This window comes from Planktotalea frisia, assembly GCF_001890925.1.
In the GTDB taxonomy this organism is placed as follows: Bacteria; Pseudomonadota; Alphaproteobacteria; order Rhodobacterales; family Rhodobacteraceae; genus Planktotalea; species Planktotalea frisia.
In genome coordinates, this window is the sequence record NZ_MLCB01000064.1 from 21184 (window position 1) to 37072 (window position 15889).

The following is a 15889-nucleotide window of genomic DNA, read 5'->3' on the forward strand; positions in this document are numbered from 1 at the left end:
GCTGCTCTCTATATGCCGATCATTGAGCACAAACATATGTGACTAATGCTGCACGTATATGCGCAATCACCTGTAATCTAATATTATCACATAAAATCAGATACTTGACTGTATTTTCGGTCGTCCAGTGTCTCATTTGAACATACGCTTAAGCTGTAAACAGACAGCAAGGAGCGCACATGACACATCTCTCAAAGCTTACATTCAAGACAGTGGATCGCAGCACCAAGCGCGATCCCATTATAGCGCGACGTGACAAACTCATAGCAGGCCTCAAAGAACAAAAGCTGGTACATGCAGCCGCACTCAAGAAAGAAGACCACCGCGTTGAACGACAAAAGTGGATGACCAATGACATGGGTGAACGTGTGCTGGTCAAAACTCATCGTCGCATACGTCCATGGTTCTTTGAACAAGATGGCGGCTGGTATGTGCAGTGCCGTTATGGCGCGCGTGTTATCACAGCTGATGGCACCAACAATGCGGTGTTTGTGAAGTCATTGGCTGAGGTGGCTGGTGTGCTTGATGTCTTCCTCAATGCAGCGGCGGCAGGGGAACTAGACACAGCCATCACTCGAGTAGCAGAGCGGCAACCACGCCTAAAGCCAGGGGCGGCGCGGGCGTCCACCAGACTTCCAAATTGACCCAAAGTTAAACGACCTCTGAGTCTTAAGTTTAAGATCCGCACAGCATGCTCATACCCTTGCCGCGCGTGCGGCCACATGAGGAATTTACTACAAATACTTAAAGAGCCTTAATTGAAAAGCTACAATGTCTGGACATTTGTGGTAGCGGCCTTCTAACCTTTGCCACTGAATGATCAACTTGCAGGGCGCACAGGAATGACAAGTTACCCGGAACTTCTCAAACGACCAAACCTATACGATGACGACGATTATGAAGATTTTCGTGATGAGATAACTGATACTTTATCCCCTGGCTTTCCTCTAACCAAGCAGCTTGAGCTTGAATTCGGCGCTAGATGCAGAATTCAAGTAATATCTGAATATAATATCACAGCTGAAGAAGATTTGAATATTCTAGCTTCTCTAGTAGATCCCTGGGCGTTGGATATTGCGGAGCATAATCTCTTTCACACCAAACTACTCCTACACATGCAGGCAGAGGCAAATATAAAGATTGATGTAATTTGGGCAGTCAATAAGGATTGTATTGCTGACGATCCGCATGACCGCATCCCTGTAGCCATGTTTTTTGAAGATACGGGACAGGGTGCATTTGATGATGGCCCTAACTTTGAGCCATCCGATAATTCAAATTGGAGCGAGTTCCTTTACGATATGGGACTAGGACCAAATCCCTTTGGAGATGGGGACGAAATGGATTAATCTTCCATAAAAACTCTATAAGCACATGCCCAACTCGATGCGACATTAGGTTAAGAGCTTCCCGGCCGAACTCAATTATGCGATCTGAACTGAACTATTGAAACCTCATACAATCAGCATTGTATGAGGTTTTTGCTTAAGCCATTGAATTCATTGACAGACCATTTGGTGCCATTTCCGGTCGTCCAACCAATATCTCAGACTTTATACTCAAAGCACACAAAGGCTTAGGTTTTGAGGGGATTAGCACATGCGCCAAGCACAGACATTGAACGAGGCTCAGCTGCGCCGGGTTATACAGTACTGCCGCAGCCGTCGTCATCCAACACGCGACGAGACCATCATACTGGTGAGCTTTTACGCAGGGCTGCGGGCCAAGGAGATTGCCGCGCTGACCGTGGGCAATGTGTTTGATGAAGCAGGCAACGTACGCACACAGTTCATCCTGTCAGCGGAGCAAAGCAAAGGTGGGCACACACGCACGGTGTATCTCAATCAGCGCTTGCGAAAAGCACTGCTGGAGTACAGCGCGTCGATCCGCACAGCCAAGCCGCATCATGCATTGTTTGAGAGCCAAAAGGGTGGACACTTCTCAGCCAACACCATGTGTCAGCTGTTCCTCGACATCTACAAAGCAGTTGGGCTCAAAGATGCATCAAGCCACAGCGGTCGCCGCACTTACATCACACGGCTGGCAAATAAGGGGGTAGGGGTGAGGCTATTAGCTGAACTGGCGGGGCATTCGCATATCAGCACCACTCAGCGCTACATTGACGTAAACGCTGAGCAGTTGAGTGAGGCGGTAGAGTTGTTGTAAAGACCCGCCTCTACTTTAAATATTACAACATTCCTTCGCGCTGCGCTTTTTTCCGAGCAAGCTTGCGCTGACGGCTAATGCCTTCCTTTTTCTCACGTGCCTTGCGTTCTGATGGCTTTTCAAAATGTTGCTTGAGTTTAATCTCGCGAAAGACGCCCTCGCGCTGAAGTTTCTTTTTGAGCGCCCGTAAAGCTTGATCGACGTTGTTGTCGCGTACACTGACTTCCATTTGATCTCTGCATTAGTTGGAAAATTGATTGGACGACATTGCAGTAAATTTAGGTCAGATCAAACAGATTATTCGCAAGATAAAGAGCGCTAAAGGCAAGATTTATAGCACTTACTTCTCCTCAAACTCATCCCGCGATAGCTCATACCGCTTGCCTGTGAGCATGTCTTTTTTCAAACGGGGCGTCAAATGACTGTAGTGCCGCTCAATCATGCCAATCGACGTGCCCATCTGCACAGCAAGCGCGTGGATATCCATGCCATCGTTGAGTAGGGCAAAGGTCGCATAGGTGTGACGTAGGCTATACAGCGTCCTGTTCTGTCCTGTACGCGGGCATGTGATCAGCTCTGTATCGGTGAGGAACTTGCGGAAGGTCTGGTGGATGTTCTTAGAGACAGTGCCATCAGGCAGCCTGAACACAGGCAGATCCACACGTTGCTTGAGCAAGTCTTCAAATTGTATGTGTCGTATATCTTCACTGCGCTCATGGATGCGCTTGAGATAGTTGATGGTGCCACTGCGGCAGATGATATCCCTGCGCCCAGTTTTACCTGACACGCTCATCTCTAAGTATTGCAGGTCTTTTTCTTCAAACAGGGTCACATGCTTCCACTGTAGGTTCAGCGCCTCTGTGCCGTGCCGCATGCCCGTATTGGCCATGATCAATACGTAGTCGCGCATCAAATGGCGCATGTCTGTGGGCTTGCCGGTTTTACCCTTGGTGATCCAGCTTGGCATCTTGCGGATCAATGTCGCGTATTCTTCACGGGTAAAGTCAGGGCGCCGTTCGCTTTTCTCACCCTTGTTCACCAGCAGCGGTACATTCTTATGTGCCAGAAACCCTCGCGCCACAGCTTCTTCAAACACACGGTTCATGGCTGAGTTATGCGTGTTGAGCGTACTAGCCTTTGGCTCACGGCCCATCTTCTCGCGACGCCACTCATAGAACTGCTGCACCTTCTCATAATCGATGGTGGTCACGAACTGCGCCCCAAAGAAGGGGATTAGGTAGCGCTCAATACACACGATGTAATCTGCGAACACCTTACGCCCTAAACCAGCGTCCAGCTGCTTGTGCATATCGGCAATGGCCAGCTTAGCCACATCAGAGAACTTCTTGGTGACAATGGGCAGATCGTTTTTGTGTCGGAACTTGTACTCAAGAAACGTGTCACGGGCATACTCTTTGGCCTCAGCCAAATCACGCTTGCCAGTGCTGATGCGAATAGTGTGTCCATCGATATTAAACGATGCCTGCCAACGCTTGCTGCGCTCACGCTGATACACACGCACCTCGCCGTCTAGTATCAGATGTGTGTCTTCACGCAGCTGCCGCATGTCATGCTCCTCACTACAACACTACGGCAGGGTGCACGGACAAGTCTACCAAAGTGTGTTTTTAATTGAGCTTCACCAAATACTGCGAGCTGTACACACGGCCAAGGATTGGGGCAAAGTCCTCGGAACGATTGGAGGTTAACACTCATCAGATTATGGCTTACGCGGCTCTTGAATCTACAGATTGGCACCCAAGCCTTGCAAGAGATGAAGGACCAATACAAACTCAAATCTTAACGCAGCAGCACCTTTTGGAATGTTCAAATGGCAATGGATACATAATGCTACCAGTGGATTGGCTAACTGAGTGTGTGGTGCCAAGAGCATCCTGTGATTTGTCAGAAGCGGCTCGGCAGGCTTTGATAGTGGAACTGGGATCAGGCTTCTTCAATCTCGGAACTGAATGGTCATTGTTTAACGACCAAATAACATCTTTGGACGAAATTTGGGAATTTGATAGTCCAGGAGAATATTGGGAATCTTTCTGTGGTAGCAGTGGAATCGCTTTGGTTAGGGGCCCAAAAGTTATTGCTGCAATCACATGCGAGATGAACTAGCCCAGAGAGATGTCATATTATTTCAGACCAGAATGGAGAAGGATACGCCTTGCAATATTAGGCAGAGATAAATGGAAGTGCTGTGAGTGCAGTAAGGATATCAGTGGTCGAAATGCGCATGTTCATCACAAACTACCAAGGGCCCTTGGTGGTCAGGATATTGATGAAAATCTAATCTCATTGTGCAGCGCATGCCATGCAACCAAGCATGCAAACTTGCACGTTGGCCTTAGTACGAAGTTTCTTCAAGCGACCGCAGTTAAGCTAGCAAAATTATTTGGTGGAGACGATCTGAAGAGATTTAACTCTGATCGGCTAGGTGTCGCCCTGCGATATATGGGGGTGAAACGTTTGCGCCCGAACCAACTAGAACCAATTGTCGCAGCTTTGAGTGGTGAAGACGTGCTCTTGATCAGCCCAACGGGAAGCGGAAAAAGTTTGTGTTTCCAAGTTCCGGCGCTTCTTGCTCGTTCCCACTCAATCGTCGTCTCACCTTTAAAAGCGTTAATGGCGGATCAGGTCATTAGTTTATTGCGCCATAGTTTTCCAGCTACTTTCCTAAACAGTGATATTTCTAACGACGAAATGCGGAAGCGCCTATCGCTTCTCGGCAAAGGGATATTTAAACTTATTTACCTCGCACCTGAACGATTTGCGCCGAGCCGTAAGCGTAAGGATGAACTGAAAATCCTTTTGGATAACCCACCCAAGTATTTGATAATTGACGAGGCTCATTGCATCGATAAATGGGGTTCTGCATTTCGAACGGAATACGGTAATTTAGGCATATATCGTGAGCAACTTGGCAACCCTCAAGTTTTAGCATTTACCGCTACTGCCAATTCAGAAACACGAAAAGAAATTCTGCGATCATTGAACGCAGAGAATGCTAAGGTATTTGTCGAAGACTTAGATCGAAAGAATATAGCTTTAGCTCGGCTCCAGATGCATGATAACGCTAAGCGAGCTAAGCTAATTGCTGAACTGCACAGAGAAATGCGGCATAGATCTTCAGGAAAGACTCTCGTGTTCGTTCCGACTATTAAGCTTGGACAAGAAGTACGCGAACTTCTAACAAAACAAGAAATTGAAGTAAAATTTTTCCATGGCAAGCTGGCTCCCATGGAACGCGAATTGATTACCCAAGGACTGCATGATGAGCATGGCGATAGAAGCAGCTGCGTAATCTGTACCAACGCTTTTGGCATGGGGATGGATATTCCTGATGTTAGGATAGTTATCCATTGGCATCACCCATCCAGCGTTGAGGATTATGCGCAAGAGTTTGGCCGTGCAGGAAGGGATGGCAAGCAAAGCCTCGCTATAGTGCTTACCAAAAAAGATGATGACAAACTCCTAAAATTCATGGCTGAAAAATCTGTAGAAAGTAGCAAAATTCATGAGCAATCAAAAATTGTAGCATTGAGAAAGGCAAAAAATTCTATAGAAAAGATAAAGATATTTTCTAATCAGCGTGATCGCTGTTTCAATCAACTTTTGCTCGAAGAACTTGGATCAGCACAAAAACCAATCCCGCGTCTTAGTAAATTCTTCTTGAACCTAGCGTTTTCTACGCGGCAAAAACGTGAACAGCGTCACTTTTGTTGTGACGGATGCTGGAGGAAAAGACACAGTAGCTCTGCAACAAATTTTGCGAGAGATGTTGTAAACAAGATGGGTGCTGAACTTTAGAATTGAACCACTCCACATTGCTTAGGCTAGTTTTAGGGTCACTTCGACTGCAAATTATCACAGTGCATAGAAAGTACTAAATGTTTAGATTTATGCGTAGAGCATCACAAGAGATGCAGCTTATCTACAAAATACTGTTCACTCTCGTTATAGTTACCTTTCTTGCTATTTGTGTATTTGCGTGGCTTGTGTTGGCTGGCCCATATGTCGGAGCCGTTGGCAGTTGCCCAGATTATCCTTACTGTAGCGAGCAGTGAATATTTGGTTAATTAGCTGTTGAAGAAGTAATTTAGTAAGGTGGCTGTCGGATTAGAAGCATCGTTCTTAGAATTTGTTATGTGGTAATTTAAATTTCAACGCTACGGCAGGGTGCGCCAAAGAATGCATCGTCTGTGTGTTCCCAGCCATGTCCGCCCAAAACTCTGCCAACACAGTGTTTGCAACACAGCACTAGCCAACACCGTGTTCAACACAGCGAATCCGCCCTAAAAATAGTCAGCAACACGGCAAAAAGTGTGTTTAAGGTGTGTTTTTGAATTACACAACTTAAGCGCGTATTGCACTCGGCTAAACCATTGTTTTTGTTGTTAAAAATGGTGCCCAGGGGCGGAATCGAACCACCGACACGAGGATTTTCAATCCACTGCTCTACCCCTGAGCTACCCGGGCACGGGACGCGAAAACATCGCTTGGGTGCGGGCGTTTTAGGACGCGCGGGAGGGACTGTCCAGACCTAACCGCATCTATTAATGCAGTTTTTCGTCCAAAGGGTCATCAGGCTGCGAATGAGCCTGTTCCATTGCTTCAAACAAGGCCTCTGCATCGTCAGGGTCACTCGACGGCAGCGCATAAGAGCCGTTCAGCCATTTCGCTAAATCTACATCTGCGCAACGTTTGGAACAAAAGGGCTTGTAAGCAGCGACGGTCTCTTTTTCACAAACAGGGCAGCTCATTCCAGCAGCTCCGACAAAGTCAGGCGCGCGCGTTTGCGTTGTAGTTCTACGTGCCCCAGAGGGGTCCAGCCGACAAGGTTCGTCTCGATACCATCCGCACGCAGAGCCGCTTTGAGAGCACTTTCAAATCCACGGCGATCTTTCTTAGGCATCGGTGCGAGATCAAGCACGATCTGCCCACCCAATCCACGTACACGCAAGGCGCGTGGTAGGGCTTTGGCGAGTGCGAAATTTGCTTTGGTACCAGCAGTCATAGAGGTGTCATTGCCTGTGTTCACGTCGACGGCCACAAGGGCGCGCGTGGGCTCAACGTAGGCGTAGGCACCGCCGCCAAGTTCTGTGCGGGGACTTTCTAAGGCCTCAAGCGCATCCATGACGCCGTGTGTTTCAAAGCTTCCTTCATCGGTGATCACATCGGCGGGCTCGACCCAATCGCGCCATGCAAGCAAATGCGGGCCATCCCCTTCGGTCAGTGTTTCTGCACCTGTGCCAGAGTCGTTCAAAACCTGATCGGCGAGGGTCAGCATAGAGAGCAAATCTTCAGCAATGTCTTCGTCACTCGCCTCCGCGCAGGAGGATCGCAGGATAATTCCATGGGGCACATCTTCGACGGTGTCGTGCACGACGGCGAGGATCTCTTCGCGGCGTTCTTCATCGCGGATAGAGCGCGACACATTGATGCCGGGCGCGTTCGGAGTGACGATCACATAGCGCGATTTGAACAATACGCGGTGGGTCACGGGGATTGCTTTGCCGTCCTCGGAATAGCCCGTGACCTGCACAAGCAACTCATCACCCGGGGCCATGCCCTTGATCAGGCGCAAGAATGCGTTGCCATCGGGGGTCTTGAGGAACATGCCACCTTGCCCTTTGACAGGGCGATCCGCGATGGCGCGGTAGATTGTGCCAGGGGCAGGGGCGTCAGAGGCGATAAGGATGTCATCAAGCTGACCATCCACCATCAGCGCCGCTGCTTCGCGGCCGTTGATGTGATCAAGTATAATTGAGCGACCCTTCATGAGCGGTCTCCGTAAATAGGGTATCCGGCGGCGGCGAGCAACGCCGCGCTTTCGGCGAGAGGTAGGCCCACAACAGCGCTAAAGCTGCCGCTGATCCATGGGATAAAGGCGGAAGCGGGGCCTTGGATAGCATAGCCGCCTGCTTTGCCCTGCCAGTCGTTTGTTGCGAGGTAGCTGTTGAGTTCCACGTCCGAGAGACGCTTCATTTTGACGTTGGTGACAACATCGCGCTCCCACACCTGATCGCCCTTTTTGATAGCGACTGCCGTGATCACGCGGTGACGACGACCAGAGAGGGCGAGCAGAAATTCAGCCGCTTGCCCCGCATCAGCGGGTTTGCCCATAATGCGGCGACCCAATGCGACGGTGGTGTCAGCGCAAAGCACAATCTCACCGTGTTTGATTGGCACCGCTGCCACCTTTTCACGTGCCATGCGCGCGCAGTAAGGGCGGGGCTGTTCCGCTTTTGTCGGGGTTTCGTCAATGTCAGGTGCGCGGATTTCGTCGGGGGTTAGACCGATCTGCGCGAGCAATTCCAGCCGCCGTGGTGATCCGCTTCCAAGAATAAGTTTCATAGGTCCCTCAAAGCAAAACCGGCCCAAAGGACCGGTTTCATTCGTCTGATCGTCGTCGCGTTCAAGTTACTTGAAGCGATAGTTAATACGACCTTTCGAGAGGTCATAAGGGGTCATTTCGACCTGAACCTTGTCGCCTGCCAGAACACGGATGCGGTTCTTGCGCATCTTGCCTGCCGTGTGCGCGATGATCGTATGGCCATTTTCTAGCTCGACCAAGAATGTCGCGTTCGGCAGGAGTTCCTTTACGACACCGGGAAATTCGAGCGTATCTTCCTTGGCCATGGTATCTCCATTGTTACCTGATCCGCGAGTCTGCGGAATTGGCGCTTAAATGGAGCCATTTTTCCAAGATTTCAAGGTGTATTCAACGCAGATCGCAATATGTGACGGGCAGGGCACTGCTGTTGCCCTCTTTTTCGCTCCAATGGGTCGCATTTCGCACCACACCATCGGCACGCACATGCGCAATTGTCTCGCGCGGGACGTCCGCAAATGTCCAGCCGGCTTTGCCGATTTCGCCTGTCGCAATGACGCCGTCGCTTGGGAAGCCAGTGTCAGGAGGGCCGTAAATGCCGCCCATGCCAGTTGTCTCTGTCACAGAGGTGGACCAATCGACGCTGCCAACAAGCGAGGCCATGACGCTCACGCATTGGCCCTCTAGGGCGCGCGACATGGCACCAAGGCGCACGCGCCAATAGCCAGCGAGTGCTTCTGTACAGGACGGCATGAGCAGATATTCAACACCGGCTTCGACAAGCGCGCGACCAAGCAAGGGGAACTCGCTGTCATAGCATATGAGTACGCCGATCTTGCCGAGGTCTGTATCAAACAGCGTCAAAGGCGCGCTGCCTGTAGCAACGTCCCATGGGTCACGCTCGAACATCGTCATAATCTGTTTGTCCTGCACTGCGCTTTTGCCATTGGGCGCAATCAACCGTGTGCGGTTGACCGGCCGGTCAGGGTGCACATCAGTATCAAAGACAGGGGCAGAAGGGGTCAGAATATGAACGCCGAATTCAGCAGCGAGTTTGGTGTAAAACGCATCCGATTGTGGCACACGCTCGGACACGGCATGCAAAGATTGCTCCAAGTCCATTGAGACATTGCGCCCCGCGAGCGTGCTTAATTCCATTGCGCCGTATTCGGGGAAAACCAACAACTCGGCACCCTGATCGGCTGCATTGCTTACCCAAGCGCGCGCTTTGCTCTCGAACGCAGCCCAGTCATCAAACCAATCGAGCGGGTAAGCAGCAGTTGCAATCTTCATTGATGATCTCCTCTTGCTGCAACACTCTGCCGCCCTTTCGCCCAAATGCAAAGCAGGTTAGGCAGCGCTATGGGATTTACGCTCGATCATTTGCGCCAAGATGCGCTCTCAACGTTTGATACGGTGATCGACGTGCGCTCGCCCGCAGAGTTCGCAGAGGATCATGTGTCGGGCGCGATCAACCTCCCTGTGATGAGCAATGAAGAGCGTGCCAAGATCGGCACGATCTACGTGCAGCAAAGCCCGTTTCTCGCCCGCAAGCTCGGCGCTGCAATCGTCGCGCGTAACGCTGCGAAGCACATCGAGACGGAGTTGGCTGACAAAGAGGGTGGCTGGCAACCGCTGGTCTATTGTTGGCGCGGGGGCCAGCGTTCTGGCAGTTTCGCGTCGATCCTTTCTCAGATTGGCTGGCGCACGGATGTGTTGGAGGGTGGCTATCGCAGTTATCGCAGCCAAGTCGTTCGAATGCTCTATGAGGATGCTTTGCCACATCGGTTTGTGTTGCTTGATGGGAATACAGGGTCGGGCAAAACTGCGATTTTGCATGCGCTGAAAGAACAAGGCGCGCAGATGTTAGATCTGGAAGGGCTGGCGAACCATCGTGGGTCGTTGCTTGGTGCGATGCGCGATGAACAACCAAGCCAGAAGATGTTTGAAACCCGCCTCGCGCAGGCACTGATGCCGCTTGATCCAACCAAACCTATCGTGGCGGAAGCAGAGAGCAGCAAGATTGGCGAACGTCTGATTCCTGCATCTGTATGGAAAACCATGCGCGCAGCGCCCCGGATTGACATTGCAGCCAGCCTTGATGCGCGCGCGAAGTTTCTGACGCGTGACTATGCGGACGTGCTTGAAGATCCGGCTCGCATGGCGAAGCGGCTCGATAAATTGCGCGCGCTGTGCAGTCACCAACGGGTTGAGCACTGGCTAGAGTATTTACGTGTCGGTAAGCATGAGCAACTCGCGGCAGAATTGATGGAACACCACTATGATCGCGGGTACGAGCGTTCCCGTGAAGGGCGCGACAACACTGTGCTTGCAACGTTGCAGACTGATGGGCTTGAGCCCACCAATATTGTGCAACTTGCTTCGCGCGTAAGGGATCTACTCGATCAGGTTTAGCGCAACTGGGCCGTCAACGATCTTGCCGATCTGAATGGCGTCAATACCACGCTCTTTCATTGTTGCTATGGCAACTTTTGCATCCGCTTGTGACAGTGCGGCGAGCAAGCCACCCGCAGTTTGAGGATCAAGCATTAAGCGACCGCGCGCAGTTTGCGGAGCGTTCATCATCGTCAAAGCGTCGGAGAGGTTGTCGGGATAGAGACTCGATTGCACACCTGTTTCACTCATTGCCAAGGCCCCGTTCAATAGCGGCACATCGCGAACATTCAACTCAGCGCCAACGCCAGAAGCGCGACAAATATTAGCGAGATGGCCCGCAAGTCCAAAGCCTGTCACATCTGTCATCGCTTGGGCTGTGCTCAAACTCAGAGCATCTATAGCTACGCCGCGCGCCATGCTGGCATACGCTGCCGCCACATCCGCACCGCGTGCTTTGATCTGCATTTCAGCAGCAAGCAGAACGCCTGTTCCAATAGGTTTCGTAAGCACTAGGACATCGCCGACTTGAGCGCCGCCGAGCGTAATGGGGGTATCGCTCGCAAGGCCCGTGACGCTAAAGCCAATCGTGAACTCGGCCCCCATACTCGTGTGGCCACCAATAATTTGCGCGCCTGCCTCCCCCATAACGTCACTCGCAGTATGCATGATTTCATCAAGCGTGCGTTCTTGTAGCGCAGTGCTCATGCGCGGCAGGATTAGGCTCACCATTGCGCTTTGCGGTTTTGCGCCCATTGACCAAATGTCGCCCAACGCATGCACGGCAGCGATACGGGTCATCAAAACGGGATCATCCGTAAATGCACGTAAATGATCTGTGCTTAATACCTGTTTTACATCGCCCATTTGCAACAAAGCGGCATCGTCGCCTTTCAACGTCACAACATCGTCGCGCTGTGCACCTGTTTGATGCAAAGCCGAACGCGCCAAAGCACCCCGTCCAACCTTCGAGCCGCATCCAGCGCAAATCGGACCCGCGTGTGCTTCAACGCCGCTGGCAAACTCTTCAGGTAATTCAAGCGCGCCCATTGGTTTCAAAGCGTCGAATTGATCCATGAATTTGCGGTCTATCTGATCCTTCCATCTCCACATAGCGCCACCAGAAATTGCGACGCCCAACTTTTCTGCCAGAGCAATTTTTCCACCAAGGGAGACGAGCTTCAGGTAATCTGACTGGGGGTGGTAGTTCTGCATCGCCCCGCCACTCAAAGCGGCGCGCAGGTTATGAAAAAGGATCGGCGCTTCGCGCACGGCGAACACACCAGCCTTAGGACGGGGGGCGTGGGTCAGATGCGCGCAATCGCCGACGGCAAAGATGTCTGAGTCGGTTTCACTTTGCAGCGAGGGCAAAACCTTGATGTAGCCTTGCTCCATCGCGAGGCCGATGTTGGAGAGCCACTCATAAGCACGCGTTCCTGCCGCACCTAGTGTCATTTTCGCAGGGATTGGGTCGCGGTCCGCGACGACGACTTGATCAGCCTCAACGCGCAGGACATTGGCGTGCTCCAACAATGTCACGTTTAGCTCATTCAGGCTTTTGAGCACTTTTGATCGCGCTTGTGTTCCCAAGCGACTGAGCGCTTTAGAGCGATCAATCAGCGTCACGTCCGCCGCGCGGCCCAAATGCTGCAAACGATGCGCCGCAGCCATTGCCACTTCTGCACCAGCGACGCCCGCGCCGAGAACGGCCACTTGCGCTGGGCCGGTCTCTTGGCAAAACCCTTCCCATATGCGCGCGAAATCATCGAGCGGCTTGGCGGGTACGGCGTGTTCGGTGAAACCCTCAAGCTCGGGCATGCCCGAGGTGATACCTATATCAATAGAGCAGACATCATAACCAATTGGTGCACGATCCGGCACGATCACTTGCTTTTTCGCGCGGTCAATATGCGCTGCCTTGCCCAAAATAATCCGCGCACCTGCCGCGCGGGCGATGCGGATGAGGTCAATGTAGAGTTCGTCGCTGGTGTAGTGTCCGGCCACAAAGCCGGGAAGCATGCCGCTATAAGGCGCGCTCGGTGCTGGATTGATGACCGTCAGGCGCGCGCCGGCAAGCGGCTTCATCGCCCACATTTTCAAAACGAGTGCGTGGGCGTGACCGCCGCCAATCAGGACGAGGTCGCGGGTCAGGGGAAATGCAGTATTCATGAGCGCTTGCTACACCCAAGGCGCGAGCAGGGCCAGCATACAGAGCGTCACAGTCTTGCGAGGGTTTATGTCACTCGTATCCTGTCATTTCGAGATACCCTGTGCCCGCGTGGGACCCTTCGATGGTAATCGGTCCTTCCCAATAGGGCACAGAGGTGGTCATCCAAGCCTGCGGATTGAGCGCACTTACAGTCAGATCAACGCCCTTTTCGGGCAGTTGCACGGCCCAAGTGGTTGGCACGCTGCGCCCGGCAACATCAGTTCGATTAATTTCCTGTGCTTGAAACGCACCATTTGGCATAGGTGTCGCAGTGCCGTCAGCGTCTATCCACGTCGCAGATGTGTAGGGCGCTGTTTCGTTGGAGCGCAATACAAACCCCATCATCCTAGCGCCGCTGTCAAAGCTGAGAGAGAACCAATCCCATCCCGTTTGATCGCTTGCAAGCGGTTGTGAGGACCACTCGCGATCTAACCACGCGTGGCCCGTTACGGCGATGTCCCCCTCTGGCAAGGCGAGGGTTCCAGCGATGTCATAGAATGGTTGCGAGTAGTAATAGCTTGCTTGGCCAGCGGCTGATTTAACCGAATAGCCCGCGTCTCCTTGTAACACCAAAGGGCCTTGCGCAGAGAGGGTCATATCATAGCCGAAGTCTGGCCCAACAGCGCGCAACTCCATCTCATTAAAATCAGTTGAACCGCGTAAATACCAGTCGTCGATCCAAGCCTCGAAACGTTCATCAACCTTCACACCGGCTTGCCCGATTCCGCCGCGCCCTAAACGCTCTGTGACGTAATGCGCGCTGGGCGTAGTAATGGCGGCGTGCCCCATCCAAAGCTGCGCGCTGTTCCAGCCCTCGCCCTCAGTCGGGGTCAAAGCACTTCGAAACAATGTCCATTGCAGGCCATAGGACGTGCCGTCGGGCCCCTCAAGATTTGCGGTCAAATACCACCATTCGATGCGGTAGTCATTATGCGCGCCGTGGTCTTTGGGGAAAGTCAGGGCCTGACCGCGCTCAGGTGTCGCAAAACCGTCGATATCGGTGCCAAGACCTGCGAATCCCTGCGCGATCGCAGCGCTGGGCAGTAATAACATGAGAAGAAGCCATTTCATAAGACGTTACTTAATGCGCATTGGACAAAAAGAAACGCCCCTGAGGTTATCAGAGGCGTTGCTTTTGATCATTTGAAAGGGGTTTAGCTGATCGCTGCCGCTTTCACGTCCGCATCAATGTAGGGAAGGTATTGCTGGAAGTTTTCCGCAAACATGTTCACAAGCTTTGTGGCTTGGCGATCATAGGCTTCTGGATTGTCCCATGTGCGGCGCGGATCCAAAAGAACCTCTGCGACACCGGGGGCTGCGACTGGTACGTCAAACCCAAAGTTTGCATCCTTGCGGAAGGTCGCATCAGCCAAAGAGCCATCAAGTGCAGCTGTTAACAAAGCACGTGTCGCACGGATCGGCATGCGCGATCCTGTGCCATATGCGCCGCCTGTCCAGCCTGTGTTCACAAGCCAGCACGTTGCACCGTGCTCTGCGATCTTTTCTTTGAGCAGGTTGCCATAGACTTCTGGGCGACGCGGCATGAAGGGCGCACCAAAGCAAGTGGAGAACGTCGGCTCAGGCTCGGTCACGCCGCGCTCTGTGCCTGCAACTTTGGAGGTGAAACCAGACAAGAAGTGATACATCGCCTGCGCAGGTGTGAGACGCGAAATGGGGGGCAAAACACCGAATGCATCGCAGGTCAGCATGATGATGTTCTTGGGGTGGCCGCCAAGCGCTGTCTTGGACGCGTTAGAGATGTAGTGCAGCGGATACGCGCAGCGCATGTTCGCAGTCAGGCTATCGTCCTCGAAATCCAGCTCTTTGGTTTCTGGGTCATAGACCATGTTCTCGATCACTGTGCCGAACTTCGTTGTGGTTTCGTAGATTTCCGGTTCGGCCTCTGGGCTAAGGTTGATAGTTTTGGCGTAGCAACCGCCCTCAAAGTTGAACGTGCCACGATCAGACCAGCCATGCTCGTCATCGCCGATCAGCGTGCGCGCAGGATCAGCGGAAAGCGTCGTTTTGCCTGTCCCGGATAGGCCAAAGAAAACTGCCGTATCAACCGGGTTGCCATTGGCGTGGTTCGCAGAGCAATGCATCGGCATGATGCCTTTGTCCGGCAGCAAGTAGTTTAGCAACGAGAAGACAGATTTTTTGTTCTCGCCCGCGTATTCCGTGCCGCCGATCAGGATGAGTTTCTTCTCGAAGTTCATCGCGATCACCGTCTCAGAGCGACAATTATGACGCTTGGGATCTGCGAGGAAGCTTGGGCAGTTGATGACGGTGAAATCAGCGGTGAAATCATCAAGCGCGTCGCGCTCAGGACGGCGCAGCATCGTGCGGATGAACAAACCGTGCCAAGCAAGTTCGGTCACAACACGCACATCAATCGCGTGCTTTGGATCGGCGCCGCCAACAAGGTCTTGTACGAAATAGTCGCGACCCTTCATGTGCTTTAGCATATCCGCGTGCAGCGCTTCGAAACCTTCAGGGCTCATCTCTGCGTTGTTTTCCCACCAGATCGTGTCGACAACATCGGGTGTTTTAACCACGTGTTTGTCTTTTGGAGAGCGGCCTGTGAACTTGCCTGTGGTTACAAGAAACGCACCGCCATTGCCGAGCTCACCTTCGCCCTTTTCAAGGGCGGCTTGGATTAACGCAGGCTCCATCAGATTATAATAGACTGACCCAAGCTCCGTGATGCCTTGATCTTCGAGCTTGAAAGAAGGGTTCACCCGTCCAGTTGTCATATTAAACTCCTGTGGCCATGCGTTTGC

15 protein-coding genes and 1 tRNA gene are annotated in these 15889 nt (G+C 52.2%); 5 read left to right on the forward strand and 11 right to left on the reverse strand.

The genetic code is table 11. The annotated features are described in order from the left end of the window. Positions 1 to 179: 179 nt before the first annotated feature. The 3 genes from PFRI_RS03680 to PFRI_RS03690 all read left to right on the forward strand — a co-directional run bounded on the left by PFRI_RS03680 (position 180) and on the right by PFRI_RS03690 (position 2166). Positions 180 to 644: a hypothetical protein gene (locus tag PFRI_RS03680; RefSeq protein ID WP_072629392.1), complete on the forward strand. Its 465-nt coding sequence runs from the start codon at positions 180 to 182 to the stop codon at positions 642 to 644. A 198-nt stretch (positions 645 to 842) separates the two neighbouring features. After that, positions 843 to 1349 (forward strand): hypothetical protein, encoded by a 507-nt coding sequence (locus tag PFRI_RS03685; protein ID WP_072629393.1) that lies wholly within the window; start codon positions 843 to 845, stop codon positions 1347 to 1349. 250 nt (positions 1350 to 1599) lie between these two features. Next, a complete protein-coding gene (locus tag PFRI_RS03690) occupies positions 1600 to 2166 on the forward strand; it encodes a tyrosine-type recombinase/integrase (RefSeq protein ID WP_072629394.1) in 567 nt (188 codons plus the stop codon). A gap of 22 nt (positions 2167 to 2188) precedes the next feature. Here the strand turns inward: PFRI_RS03690 and rpsU are convergent, their stop codons facing one another. Together rpsU and PFRI_RS03700 are read right to left on the reverse strand one after the other, a co-directional pair. Beyond that, the gene (rpsU, locus tag PFRI_RS03695) at positions 2189 to 2395 is read right to left on the reverse strand and encodes a 30S ribosomal protein S21 (protein WP_072629395.1); all 207 of its coding nucleotides are present in this window, start codon (positions 2393 to 2395) and stop codon (positions 2189 to 2191) included. Between the two features lie 111 nt (positions 2396 to 2506). Then, positions 2507 to 3733 (reverse strand): tyrosine-type recombinase/integrase, encoded by a 1227-nt coding sequence (locus tag PFRI_RS03700; protein WP_072629396.1) that lies wholly within the window; start codon positions 3731 to 3733, stop codon positions 2507 to 2509. A gap of 566 nt (positions 3734 to 4299) precedes the next feature. On the opposite strand from PFRI_RS03700, the gene PFRI_RS03705 reads away from it, so the two are divergent. Beyond that, on the forward strand, positions 4300 to 5982 hold the full coding sequence (locus PFRI_RS03705) for a RecQ family ATP-dependent DNA helicase (RefSeq protein WP_084649590.1): 1683 nt from the start codon (positions 4300 to 4302) through the stop codon (positions 5980 to 5982). Positions 5983 to 6576: 594 nt separating this feature from the next. On the opposite strand, the gene PFRI_RS03710 is transcribed toward PFRI_RS03705, so the two are convergent. The 6 genes from PFRI_RS03710 to PFRI_RS03735 all read right to left on the reverse strand — a co-directional run bounded on the left by PFRI_RS03710 (position 6577) and on the right by PFRI_RS03735 (position 9799). Further along, positions 6577 to 6651 (reverse strand) — tRNA-Phe (locus PFRI_RS03710). A 77-nt stretch (positions 6652 to 6728) separates the two neighbouring features. Continuing rightward, positions 6729 to 6935, reverse strand: coding sequence for a DNA gyrase inhibitor YacG (locus PFRI_RS03715; RefSeq protein WP_072629397.1), 207 nt, complete (start codon positions 6933 to 6935; stop codon positions 6729 to 6731). Further along, the gene (locus PFRI_RS03720; RefSeq protein WP_072629398.1) at positions 6932 to 7954 is read right to left on the reverse strand and encodes a ribonuclease E/G; all 1023 of its coding nucleotides are present in this window, start codon (positions 7952 to 7954) and stop codon (positions 6932 to 6934) included. Before PFRI_RS03720 ends, PFRI_RS03715 begins: the two co-directional genes overlap by 4 nt. Then, entirely contained in the window at positions 7951 to 8529 is a 579-nt protein-coding gene (locus PFRI_RS03725) for a Maf family protein (protein ID WP_072629399.1), read from the reverse strand. The genes PFRI_RS03720 and PFRI_RS03725 overlap by 4 nt, the downstream gene beginning before the upstream one ends. Positions 8530 to 8595: 66 nt before the next feature. Then, the gene (infA, locus tag PFRI_RS03730; RefSeq protein WP_009830821.1) at positions 8596 to 8814 is read right to left on the reverse strand and encodes a translation initiation factor IF-1; all 219 of its coding nucleotides are present in this window, start codon (positions 8812 to 8814) and stop codon (positions 8596 to 8598) included. An 82-nt stretch (positions 8815 to 8896) separates the two neighbouring features. Next, complete coding sequence (locus tag PFRI_RS03735) at positions 8897 to 9799, reverse strand: carbon-nitrogen hydrolase family protein (protein ID WP_072629400.1); 903 nt, start codon at positions 9797 to 9799, stop codon at positions 8897 to 8899. Between the two features lie 69 nt (positions 9800 to 9868). Between PFRI_RS03735 and mnmH the strand changes: the two genes are divergently transcribed. Continuing rightward, positions 9869 to 10921, forward strand: coding sequence for a tRNA 2-selenouridine(34) synthase MnmH (gene mnmH / locus PFRI_RS03740; protein ID WP_072629401.1), 1053 nt, complete (start codon positions 9869 to 9871; stop codon positions 10919 to 10921). Here the strand turns inward: mnmH and selD are convergent. The 3 genes from selD to PFRI_RS03755 form a co-directional block, all read right to left on the reverse strand. Then, positions 10904 to 13069, reverse strand: a complete 2166-nt coding sequence (gene selD, locus PFRI_RS03745; protein ID WP_072629402.1) for a slr1591 family oxidoreductase — start codon at positions 13067 to 13069, stop codon at positions 10904 to 10906. The genes mnmH and selD overlap by 18 nt on opposite strands. Before the next feature lie 70 nt (positions 13070 to 13139). Continuing rightward, positions 13140 to 14162: a lipocalin-like domain-containing protein gene (locus tag PFRI_RS03750; protein ID WP_245812246.1), complete on the reverse strand. Its 1023-nt coding sequence runs from the start codon at positions 14160 to 14162 to the stop codon at positions 13140 to 13142. A 101-nt stretch (positions 14163 to 14263) separates the two neighbouring features. After that, positions 14264 to 15862, reverse strand: a complete 1599-nt coding sequence (locus PFRI_RS03755) for a phosphoenolpyruvate carboxykinase (RefSeq protein WP_072629404.1) — start codon at positions 15860 to 15862, stop codon at positions 14264 to 14266. Positions 15863 to 15889: the final 27 nt, after the last annotated feature.

Bases quoted from the DNA above. Each gene is read 5' to 3' on its own strand.
- PFRI_RS03680 (WP_072629392.1), top strand. From the start codon at position 180: ATGACACATCTCTCAAAGCTTACATTCAAGACAGTGGATCGCAGCACC.
- PFRI_RS03685 (WP_072629393.1), top strand. From the start codon at position 843: ATGACAAGTTACCCGGAACTTCTCAAACGACCAAACCTATACGATGAC.
- PFRI_RS03690 (WP_072629394.1), top strand. From the start codon at position 1,600: ATGCGCCAAGCACAGACATTGAACGAGGCTCAGCTGCGCCGGGTTATA.
- rpsU (WP_072629395.1), bottom strand. From the start codon at position 2,395: ATGGAAGTCAGTGTACGCGACAACAACGTCGATCAAGCTTTACGGGCG.
- PFRI_RS03700 (WP_072629396.1), bottom strand. From the start codon at position 3,733: ATGCGGCAGCTGCGTGAAGACACACATCTGATACTAGACGGCGAGGTG.
- PFRI_RS03705 (WP_084649590.1), top strand. From the start codon at position 4,300: ATGTCATATTATTTCAGACCAGAATGGAGAAGGATACGCCTTGCAATA.
- PFRI_RS03715 (WP_072629397.1), bottom strand. From the start codon at position 6,935: ATGAGCTGCCCTGTTTGTGAAAAAGAGACCGTCGCTGCTTACAAGCCC.
- PFRI_RS03720 (WP_072629398.1), bottom strand. From the start codon at position 7,954: ATGAAGGGTCGCTCAATTATACTTGATCACATCAACGGCCGCGAAGCA.
- PFRI_RS03725 (WP_072629399.1), bottom strand. From the start codon at position 8,529: ATGAAACTTATTCTTGGAAGCGGATCACCACGGCGGCTGGAATTGCTC.
- infA (WP_009830821.1), bottom strand. From the start codon at position 8,814: ATGGCCAAGGAAGATACGCTCGAATTTCCCGGTGTCGTAAAGGAACTC.
- PFRI_RS03735 (WP_072629400.1), bottom strand. From the start codon at position 9,799: ATGAAGATTGCAACTGCTGCTTACCCGCTCGATTGGTTTGATGACTGG.
- mnmH (WP_072629401.1), top strand. From the start codon at position 9,869: ATGGGATTTACGCTCGATCATTTGCGCCAAGATGCGCTCTCAACGTTT.
- selD (WP_072629402.1), bottom strand. From the start codon at position 13,069: ATGAATACTGCATTTCCCCTGACCCGCGACCTCGTCCTGATTGGCGGC.
- PFRI_RS03750 (WP_245812246.1), bottom strand. From the start codon at position 14,162: ATGTTATTACTGCCCAGCGCTGCGATCGCGCAGGGATTCGCAGGTCTT.
- PFRI_RS03755 (WP_072629404.1), bottom strand. From the start codon at position 15,862: ATGACAACTGGACGGGTGAACCCTTCTTTCAAGCTCGAAGATCAAGGC.